Genomic DNA, 9,412 nt, shown 5'->3' on the forward strand with positions numbered 1-9,412 from the left:
TCATGATCGGCATCGGCGCCTCGCTGGTCGCCGAGTTTGCGTGGGTTCTCTACGTCTTTGCGGCCTTCCTTATCCTGACCGGGATCAAGATGCTGGCGCTGGGTGACAAGGAGACCGATCTCTCAAAGAACCCGGTCCTCAAGCTGATCCGCCGCCGCTTCCGCGTGACCGAGGAGTTGCACGGTGAGCGCTTCCTGGTGAAGCTGCCGGACCCGAGGACGGGGCGGCCGGTGCGCTATATGACGCCGCTCTTCCTCGCGCTGATCCTGATCGAGATCGCGGACGTGATTTTCGCGGTGGACTCAGTGCCCGCGATCTTCGCGATCACCACCGATCCCTACATTGTGTACACGTCGAATATCTTCGCGATCCTGGGGCTTCGCGCGCTCTATTTTGCACTTGCTGCCGTTCTGCACCGCTTCGCTTACCTCAAGCAGGCGCTTGCCGTGCTGCTGATCTTCATCGGCTCGAAGATCTTCGTCGCCGATTTCCTCGGGCTCGACAAATTTCCCGCCATCTGGTCGCTCGGCGCCACTTTCGCGATCCTCGCCGCCGGCATCGTCTATTCGCTGTGGCGGACCCGCAATCCCGCCCCTGCCGTGAAAGGCAAGTTCTGATGCCGTGCCGCGGCGTCTGGCTCGACCGCGGCCAGCTCGCAGAGCTGCTGGGGGTCGCACGGAAGGATGATGCCGCTGATCCGGCCCGCAAACGGGAGCGGACGTCGGAAGCGGCCACGCCAACCGAGAGCCCGCTCGTCTCGAAGGTCGGCGCGTTTGGGACGATGGTCACGACAACTATCGGCGCAACGAGCGGCGATCGCGCATCTTCGACTGATCGGCCGGTTGGCGGCGCTTCATGCAACATCGAGGAAAAGGAGATTACATGCCGTATCGACACGCGCTTGGAGGTTTTGCGAAACGCTCCTGGGAAGACTTCGGCGACGAGGTTCATCGGGCGCAGAACGAACATCTGATGGAAGGCATCGTCGCGGGGTGTGCGCTGATCGCCTTCGCCGATGGCTGGGTAACGACGGAGGAGCATGACCGGATGCTCGGGTTGATCCGTGGATTTGAGCCGATCGCTGCGTTCGGGCTAGACGATGTCACCGCGACGTTCGAAACTCTGACCGAGCGGTTCGCCAAGGACCAGAAGGGTGGCGAGGCGGCCGCGTTCGAGGCGGTCGCACGCGTCAAGGGCGCGCAGCGGTATCCGGCACTGCTCGTCGAGGCCTGCTGCGCGATCGCCGCTGCCGATGGCGGGTTCGACTCCGAAGAACGGGCGACCGCTAGGCTCAGGACTCATTGATCAGAGCCAGAAGATCACGGTGGCGGCGAGGGCGATAGCGGAGAAGAAGACCGTAGGGCACCGATCGTAGCGGGTGGCGACGCGGCGCCAGTCCTTGAGGCGGCCGAACATGATCTCGATGCGGTTGCGGCGTTTGTACCGACGCTTGTCGTATTTGATGGGGTCGAGACGGGATTTCCGCCCAGGAATGCAGGGCTTGATCCCCTTCTGCTGAAGGGCATCCCTGAACCAGTCGGCGTCGTAGCCGCGGTCACCCAGCAGCCATTGCGCCTTGGGAAGGTCGTCGAGAAGCGCCGCAGCGCCGGTGTAATCGCTGATTTGGCCTGCGGTCATGAAGAAACTGAGCGGGCGGCCGTTGGCGTCGGTGACAGCATGAAGCTTGGTGTTCATCCCGCCTTTGGTGCGGCCGATCAGCCGCCCGAGATCCCCTTTTTAACCCGCAGGCTCGATGCCGTGCGGTGCGCCTTCAAGTAGGTCGCGTCGATCATAACCGTCTTCGGATCGGCACCCTCGGCGGCCAGCCCTTCCATCATGCGGAGGAAGACGCCCATCTCGCCCCAACGCTTCCATCGGTTGTAGAGCGTCTTGTGCGGACCGTACTCCTTGGGCGCATCACACCAGCGCGAACCGTTGCGATTGACGAAGATAATCCCGCTCAGCACCCGCCGATCATCGACCCGGGGCCTGCCGTGGCTCTTGGGAAAATATGGCCGGAGCCGAGCCATCTGCTCGTCCGTCAGCCAGTACAGGTCGCTCATCTTCAGTCTCCTCGCGGAGCCTGAATCAGATCATGCCTCTCAAATCAATGGGTCCAGAGCCTAGCCGGATCTGCGAAGTTCTCGGGCTCGAACCGGCGGACTTTGGGTTGGCCGACGCGCCTTGAAACGAGGTGGTCGCAAACTGACTTCGATCGGGATCCACACCGACGTTTGGAAGTGAGCGGCCTGGGTTGACCGTCAGTGTTTGCCCTGAATCCGGATCCCGGCAAGGTGTTGCTGTTGCGACGAAGGAATCGCTTCCGTCGCAGTGCGAGGAACGCCGGGCGCGCGTTGGTTTGGCGGTGCGGACGTGCTTGCGTCGCGCCGTTTAAGCTCGGTGGCGGGTTGTTATATAAAACAGAACAAAACCGTGAGTTATTTGAAGTAACTAAAAGCTCTCACTACCGCTACCGTACAGGGAGGACGGTTTCGAAACGGCAGAGCGGAGCGGCTGGTCCCATGCAAATCGCAGGACAGAAGATCGGGTTGCACGTCGCGGAGGCGCTTCGTGGATGACCGTGACGAATCCGCGCCGACGCAGTCTCGGGCTGTCCAATCGGACCCGGGCAAGTCGGGGCTGCCGAGCCGGCATACGACAGTAGGCCCCGAGCGCGCACCCCATCGCTCGTTCCTGTACGCGATGGGCTTGTCGGCCCGCGAGATCGCGCAACCTTTCGTCGGCGTCGTCACGACCTGGAATGAAGCGGCGCCCTGCAACATCTCGCTGTCTCGGCAGGCGCAGGTGGTGAAGAAGGGGGTGGCGGCCGCCGGCGGCACGCCGCGCGAGTTCACCACCATTACGGTCACCGACGGCATTGCGATGGGGCACGCCGGCATGAAGGCCTCGCTCGTCAGCCGCGAGGTGATCGCCGACTCGGTTGAACTCTCCGTGCGCGGTCATTGCTACGACGCGCTGGTGGGGCTGGCCGGGTGCGACAAGACTCTGCCGGGGCTGATGATGGCGATGCTGCGCCTCAACGTGCCCTCGGTATTCCTCTACGGCGGCTCGATCCTGCCGGGACGGTTCCGCGGCAAAGACGTCACGGTGCTCGACGTGTTCGAGGCGGTCGGCGCCAACGCCGCCGGAACGATGAGCGATGCGGACCTCGCCGAACTCGAAACGGTGGCATGCCCATCGGCGGGGTCATGCGGCGGCCAATATACCGCCAACAGCATGGCCTATGTGTCGGAGGCGATCGGTCTCGCTCTGCCGGGTTCGGCCAGCACACCGGCGCCTTACGAGTCCCGGGACCGGTTTGCCGACGCGTCGGGTCGCGCGGTGATGGCGCTGCTCAAACGGGGCTTGCGCCCGCGTGACATCGTCACGCGCCAGGCGCTCGAGAATGCGGCCGCGGTCGTCGCCGCGACAGGCGGATCGACCAACGCCGCGCTCCATCTGCCGGCGATGGCCCATGAGGCAGGCATCGCCTTCGACATCTTCGATGTCGCCGCGGTGTTTCGGCGCACGCCGTTGATCGCCGATCTGAAGCCCGGTGGACGCTATCTCGCCAAGGACGTGCACGAGATCGGCGGCGTGCCGGTGGTCCTGAAGGCGCTGCTCGACGGTGGCTTCCTGCACGGCGAATGCCTGACGGTCACGGGCCGCACCCTGGCCGAGAATCTGGAATCCGTGCTTTTGCCCGACCACCAGGACGTCGTCCATCCGACGACGCGGCCGCTGTCACCGACCGGCGGCCTCGTCGGCCTTTCCGGAAATCTCGCGCCTGAAGGGGCAATCGTGAAGGTGGCGGGCCTGCGCAGGCTCGCCTTCAGCGGTCCGGCGCGCGTGTTCGACCGGGAGGAGGATGCCTTCGCAGCGGTGATGCAGCGGCGCTACCATGCGGGCGAGGTGCTCGTCATCCGCTACGAGGGGCCGCGTGGCGGACCCGGCATGCGCGAGATGCTGTCCACCACCTCGGCGATCTATGGCCAGGGCATGGGGGAGGACGTGGCCTTGATTACCGACGGCCGCTTCTCGGGCGCGACGCGCGGCCTGTGCGTCGGTCATGTCGGACCGGAAGCCGCGGTCGGCGGCCCGATCGCATTGATCGAGGACGGCGATGTGATTGAGATCGATGCGGAGCGAGGGACGCTCTCGCTCCGCATCGATCCCGCCGAGTTGGCGGCGCGCCGCGAGCGGTGGCAGCCGCGCCGGCATGCCTTCCAGTCCGGAGCGCTGTGGCGCTACGCGCAGACCGTCGGTTCCGCCGGCAAGGGCGCGGTGACCCATCCAGGCGCTGCCGCCGAAGAGCACGTCTATGCTGATATCTGACCCAGGCGCCGCAGCCGAGAGAGTGGAGTCATCCAGCGCGCACCGCTTAGTCCTTCGCCAGCCCGATGATTGGCATGTGCATCTCCGTGACGGCGGGATGCTCGCCGCCGTCGTCAACGAGACCGCCCGTCAGTTCGCCAGGGCGATCGTCATGCCCAACCTCGATCCGCCGGTGACCACCGTGGCCGCGGCGGAAGCCTATCGTGCGCGGATCCAGGGGGCGCTCGCGCCTGGCCTTGCCTTCACACCGCTGATGACGGCCTATCTGACCGACGACATCGCCCCGGCGGAAATCGAGCGCGGCTTCAGGTCCGGCGTGTTCACCGCAGCCAAGCTCTATCCTGCGCATGCGACCACCAACGCCGCGCAGGGCGTGACGGACGTGGCTCACATCTTCGGCGTCCTTGACGTCATGCAGCGCCTGGGGATGCCGTTGCTGCTGCACGGGGAAGTCACGGACCACGACGTCGATGTTTTCGACCGCGAAGCCGTCTTCATCGACCGTGTGCTTGCGAATGTCGTCGCAGGATTTCCCGCTCTCAAGATTGTCTTCGAGCATATCACCACCGCCGAAGCCGTGGCCTTCGTCGAGGCCGCCGGGCCGAACGTCGGCGCCACGATCACGCCACACCATCTGATGATCAATCGCAACGCGATGTTCGCCGGCGGCATCAGACCGCATCTCTACTGCCTGCCGGTCGCAAAACGCGAGCGGCATCGTCTGGCGTTGCGACGCGCGGCGACCTCGGGAAATCCGAAGTTCTTCCTCGGCACCGATTCAGCGCCACACGCGGTCCGTGACAAGGAGTCCGCCTGCGGCTGCGCCGGCATCTTCAACGCGCCGGTCGCCCTGCAGAGTTACGCCACGGTGTTTGACGAGGAAGGTGCGCTGGACCGGTTCGAAGCCTTCGCGTCTGAGCATGGAGCGCGCTTCTACGACCTCCCGCTCAACGCCGGCTCGATCGTCCTTGAACGGACACCATGGCGGGCGCCATCGGTCTTCGCCGCTGCTGGCGACCAAGTCGTTCCGTTCCAGGCCGGTGCGTCCATGGCCTGGACGTATCGAGGACCGATCGATGCGCCGTCATGAGCGAACCGCGATCTATGAACCACGTCCTTACGCAGGTCGCAGCGCCGTGCTCGCCACCATGCATCGCAAGGAAGAAGCGATCGCGCCGGCCCTTAGCGCGACCCTTGGTCTTGTCGTCGTACCCGCGGCGGGTCTCGATACCGATCAGCTCGGGACGTTCTCGGGCGAAATCGCGCGGCAGGGGACGATGCTCGAGGTCGCGGTGCGCAAGGCGAGGCTGGGCATGCAGGGCGCCGGATTACCGCTCGGCCTCGCCAGCGAGGGCTCGTTCGGGCCCCATCCAGCGATCCCGTTCTTCGCGGCCGGCATGGAGCTCCTGGTGTTCGTCGATGACGAGAGGGGGATCGTCGTCAGTGAAAGCCTGATCGCCGACGCGACCAACTTCGGCCATCTCGTCGTTTCTCCAGGCGATGCGCTGGAGGCATTCCTCGAACGGGTGGGATTCCCGAGCCACGCCCTGATCGTGCGGGCGAATGAGGGTTCGGTGACAGCGGCTCTCGTTAAAGGCCTCACCGACCGGAAAGGCCTTGCGCTCGCGATCGCGGCCGCCGCTGCCGCATCCTCGGATGGCCGGGCGCGTCTCGAGACCGACATGCGCGCGCACCTCAATCCGACGCGGATGAAAAGCCTCGCCGCGCTCGCGGATCGCCTCGCTCGACGGCTCGCGACACCGTGCCCTGCGTGCGGCGCGCCCGGCTTCGGACGTACGGGATCGCGGATCGGGCTGAAATGCGAGGACTGCGGCGCGCCCACCGAAATGGTCCTCGCCGAGGAATATGGTTGCTCGGTGTGTGGGTGTCGTGAGGAACGGCCTCGGTCTGATGGGTTGCTCCGTGCGCCGGCGCAATATTGCCCGGAGTGCAATCCATGAGGAAGCGGGGCGCTCGCCCGGATTCGAGATCGTCGTCGCGGGGTGCTGCTGCTCGGAGGCGTGCGCGGCGCGAAGGGCGGACCCCGCCGGCTTCGGTGGGGCCCGCCGAATCGCCAATCGCACCGCCGCTCCCGGTGGACCGCCCCTCGTGATCCACGGTGTGCGAGCTCACGACGCCGCGCTGGAGCGGCTGCGCGCGCTGCATCCGCAGCTGATCGACTTCTCGCTCGTTCGCATGAAGCGTCTCTGCGCGAAACTGGGGCGCCCTGAGCGTCGGCTGCCGCCCGTAATCCATGTGGCGGGGACCAACGGCAAAGGGTCGACGATCGCCTTCCTGCGCGGCATCGCCGAGGCCGCCGGCTTACGCACGCATGTCTATACCTCACCGCACCTCGTACGTTTTGCGGAGCGCATCCGGCTGGCGGGCGAACTGATTTCCGAGGACGATCTGGCCGAGGTGGTGGCGCGGATTGAAACGGCGAACGAGGGTGAGCCGATCACATTCTTCGAGATCACGACGGCGGCGGCGTTGCTGGCGTTCGCGGAGACGCCCGCCGATCTCTGCCTTGTCGAGGTGGGTCTGGGCGGGCGTTATGACGCAACGAACGTCATAGAGCGTCCGGCGATCACGGCCATCGCGCCCGTCGCCCTTGACCACTGTGAGTTTCTTGGCGAAACGATCGCCGAGATCGCGGGGGAGAAGGCCGGCATCATAAAACCCGGCGTTCCCTGCGTTTCCACTCGCCAGGTCGAAAGCGCCTTGGTCGTGATCAGGAAAGCGGCCGAGCGCGCACGAGCGCCGCTGATGCTCGCTGGCCGCGACTTTAATGCATGGACGGAACAGGACCGCGTCCGCTACCAGGACTCTGCCGGCAATATGGACTTGCCCCACGGTCGTTTGATGGGCGCGCATCAGGTCGCCAACGCGGGGCTCGCGGTAGCCGTGGCCCGCAAGTTCGGCTTGTCGGATGCAGCCGTGAACGAGGGACTGAGACGCGCCTCGTGGCCTGCCCGGATGCAGCGCTTGACGGCGGGTCCGCTGGCCGCACGAGCGTCAGCGCGAGGCGCCGATCTCTGGCTCGACGGCGCCCACAATCCGCACGCGTTCGAATCGCTGGCGCGATCGTTGCGCGACCTCAGAGCGAGGGACGGGCGGCCATTGGCAGTCATCCTCGGCGTCCTCGCCAACAAGGACCTTGAAGGCATCTTCGCGGCGTTGTGTCCGATCCGTCCCCTAAAGCTGTTGCTCGTGGACTTTGATGCAAGCGGGGCGGCCGATCCCGCGGTCCTTTTGGACGTGGCTCGGCGTACAGGGCTTGGCGCGGAGGTTCGGCCGGATGTCTCATCGGCTCTCGATGCGGCGCTTTCTGGCGATGGGCCGCCGCCGCATGTGGTCATTTGCGGTTCGCTGTATCTCGCTGGCGAGGTCTTGGCGCTGGACTTAGAAACCTGGCCAAAATGAAAGGCTGACGTTGCCGCAGGGTGCATTCGAGCGGAAGCCACGGCATCCTTTCCGTTCGCCGCCCGGATGGGCAACTCCAAGCCAATAATTCGAAACGCGACGCTTCTCGGTGCCCGCGTAGAAGGTCTCGCTGAGGTTCGGGACCGGAAGAGGCCTTTGCGAGGGGGTCGGCGGGAGAGCTCGCGGTTGGCTGCGCAAGGCCGAAGGTCCAGCTCCGACCAGCGGGCTAGGGATTCACAACCGGGTTCAGTGGGACGGACACCGTCGATCTTACCCGACATCAATGGCAGCCGAGCCTGAGGTCTCCATAAACGGGGGGTAAGTCGTCGCGTAACGACCCCAATCCCCCTGCGCTCCCCTGCGCGAGAAGGAGAAACCCGGATGGCCAGTGTTTCAAATCCCATGACTCGTGATCTGTCAGCGGGAGTATCGGATCAACCCCAAGCGCCACCCTACCTCCCGGCAGCTGTGCTCCTGCTCGCCCAATTCATCTTGATGTGGGCCGCCTTCTTCATATTGATGCCGTCAATCAACTGGCCCGCGTCGCTCGGGGAGCCGCCATCGATCATCCTGCCGTTGATCCTTCAACAGGCCGGTCCGGTCTTTGCGGGCTATCTGAGCTACCTCCTGCACGCACTGATTCTGATTCCCTTGGCGATCTTACTCGGCCGCACATTGGCGATGGGGCGGGCGCTCGGAAACTTTGCGGTTGCGCTCGGAATTCTGGCCGGGGTCGCGAAAGCGTTTGGTATCGTCCGCTGGCTGTTCCTGATGCCGGGTCTCGCCGTTGCCTATGTCGATCCGGGCGCGAGCGGCGCCACCAAAGCCGCGATTGAGGTTGTTTACGTTTCCTTCAACGCCTTCGCTGGCGGGGTTGGTGAACTTTTAGGTGTCGGCCTTTTCGCCGGCGTCTGGACCATCCTGGTTTCGATCGCCCTGCTGAGGCTAGGCGGCGGCGCCCGCATCATCGGCTGTGCCGGTTTTATTGCGGCGGCAGGTCTGCTCTCCACGCTACCCTCGGTGATCGGGGTGGAATCATCGATCCTGCTGACGCTTTCGGGGATCTTCTGGCAGCTCTGGACGGCGGCGCTTGCGATTTGGCACCTGCGCGCACGCTCAGTGGAAAACATTGGGATCTCATCCGACGCGAGAGCGGCCGTCCGATCAAGCCGAGCCTGATCACGGCACAGGTGAACCCCCATCGCGCGGACCGGGAGCTACTTTGATGAACAGCCATGATCTGCATGTCGTGATCGGCCAGGGTCCGGTCGGCAAGGCCGTCGTCAGCTCGCTGTTGCTGCAGGGCGCGCGGGTTCGGACCGTCACCCGCTCCTCTCGTTCTGCCCGCCATGCAGGCGTCGAGGTTCACGTCGGCGACGTCTCGCGGCGTGAGGACGCCATATCGGCCTGCGCAGGGGCCACCGTGGTCTATCAATGCGCCGCGCCGCCCTATCAGAGCTGGTCCATGATGTTTCCGAAGCTGCAGGCGAGCGTTCTGGAAGGGTCTGCGCGTGCCGGCGCGGTCCTCGTGGCCGCCGAGAACCTCTACGGATACGGCGTTGCCGGGACTCTGGATGAGAACCTTCCGCTCATCGCGACAACGCGGAAGGGCAAGGTTCGTGCAGATCTCAGCCGGCAACTGATCGAGGCCCAC

The 9,412-nt window shown here is 65.0% G+C and carries 9 protein-coding genes; 8 read left to right on the plus strand and 1 reads right to left on the minus strand.

Annotated elements, in window-relative coordinates; genetic code table 11:
• Positions 1–617 (plus strand): TerC family protein (locus DM995_RS19150; RefSeq protein ID WP_502696625.1); only part of this gene is annotated, 617 nt, incomplete at its 5' end.
• A 265-nt stretch (positions 618–882) separates the two neighbouring features.
• Positions 883–1,305 (plus strand): tellurite resistance TerB family protein, encoded by a 423-nt coding sequence (locus DM995_RS19155; RefSeq protein WP_157973351.1) that lies wholly within the window; start codon positions 883–885, stop codon positions 1,303–1,305.
• Here DM995_RS19155 and DM995_RS19160 read toward each other — a convergent pair.
• Positions 1,306–2,063 (minus strand): IS5 family transposase gene (locus tag DM995_RS19160; protein WP_116970707.1). Its coding sequence is split into 2 segments (ribosomal slippage): positions 1,306–1,730 and positions 1,730–2,063, totalling 759 coding nucleotides; the frame shifts between segments, so codons are not numbered across the junction.
• Positions 2,064–2,571: 508 nt separating this feature from the next.
• Between DM995_RS19160 and ilvD the strand changes: the two genes are divergently transcribed.
• The 6 genes from ilvD to DM995_RS19190 form a co-directional block, all read left to right on the plus strand.
• Positions 2,572–4,335 carry a dihydroxy-acid dehydratase gene (gene ilvD, locus DM995_RS19165; RefSeq protein WP_116970708.1) on the plus strand — a complete coding sequence of 588 codons (1,764 nt, stop codon included), beginning with the start codon at positions 2,572–2,574 and terminating at the stop codon, positions 4,333–4,335.
• The gene (gene pyrC, locus DM995_RS19170; protein WP_116970713.1) at positions 4,322–5,425 is read left to right on the plus strand and encodes a dihydroorotase; all 1,104 of its coding nucleotides are present in this window, start codon (positions 4,322–4,324) and stop codon (positions 5,423–5,425) included. Before ilvD ends, pyrC begins: the two co-directional genes overlap by 14 nt.
• On the plus strand, positions 5,412–6,296 hold the full coding sequence (locus tag DM995_RS19175) for a DUF6671 family protein (RefSeq protein WP_116970709.1): 885 nt from the start codon (positions 5,412–5,414) through the stop codon (positions 6,294–6,296). Before pyrC ends, DM995_RS19175 begins: the two co-directional genes overlap by 14 nt.
• A 148-nt stretch (positions 6,297–6,444) precedes the next feature.
• The gene (locus DM995_RS19180; protein WP_116970710.1) at positions 6,445–7,758 is read left to right on the plus strand and encodes a bifunctional folylpolyglutamate synthase/dihydrofolate synthase; all 1,314 of its coding nucleotides are present in this window, start codon (positions 6,445–6,447) and stop codon (positions 7,756–7,758) included.
• Positions 7,759–8,160: 402 nt separating this feature from the next.
• The gene (locus DM995_RS19185) at positions 8,161–8,937 is read left to right on the plus strand and encodes a DUF4386 family protein (protein WP_286164977.1); all 777 of its coding nucleotides are present in this window, start codon (positions 8,161–8,163) and stop codon (positions 8,935–8,937) included.
• Positions 8,938–8,983: 46 nt separating this feature from the next.
• Positions 8,984–9,412, plus strand: a 429-nt coding sequence (locus tag DM995_RS19190; RefSeq protein WP_116970712.1) for an NAD(P)H-binding protein, incomplete at its 3' end; no start/stop codon positions are given.

The sequence above is a fragment of the Blastomonas sp. UPD001 genome, assembly GCF_003426715.1.
Lineage (GTDB): Bacteria > Pseudomonadota > Alphaproteobacteria > Sphingomonadales > Sphingomonadaceae > Blastomonas.

Bases quoted from the DNA above. Each gene is read 5' to 3' on its own strand.
- DM995_RS19185 (WP_286164977.1), top strand. From the start codon at position 8,161: ATGACTCGTGATCTGTCAGCGGGAGTATCGGATCAACCCCAAGCGCCA.
- pyrC (WP_116970713.1), top strand. From the start codon at position 4,322: ATGCTGATATCTGACCCAGGCGCCGCAGCCGAGAGAGTGGAGTCATCC.
- DM995_RS19175 (WP_116970709.1), top strand. From the start codon at position 5,412: ATGCGCCGTCATGAGCGAACCGCGATCTATGAACCACGTCCTTACGCA.
- DM995_RS19155 (WP_157973351.1), top strand. From the start codon at position 883: ATGCCGTATCGACACGCGCTTGGAGGTTTTGCGAAACGCTCCTGGGAA.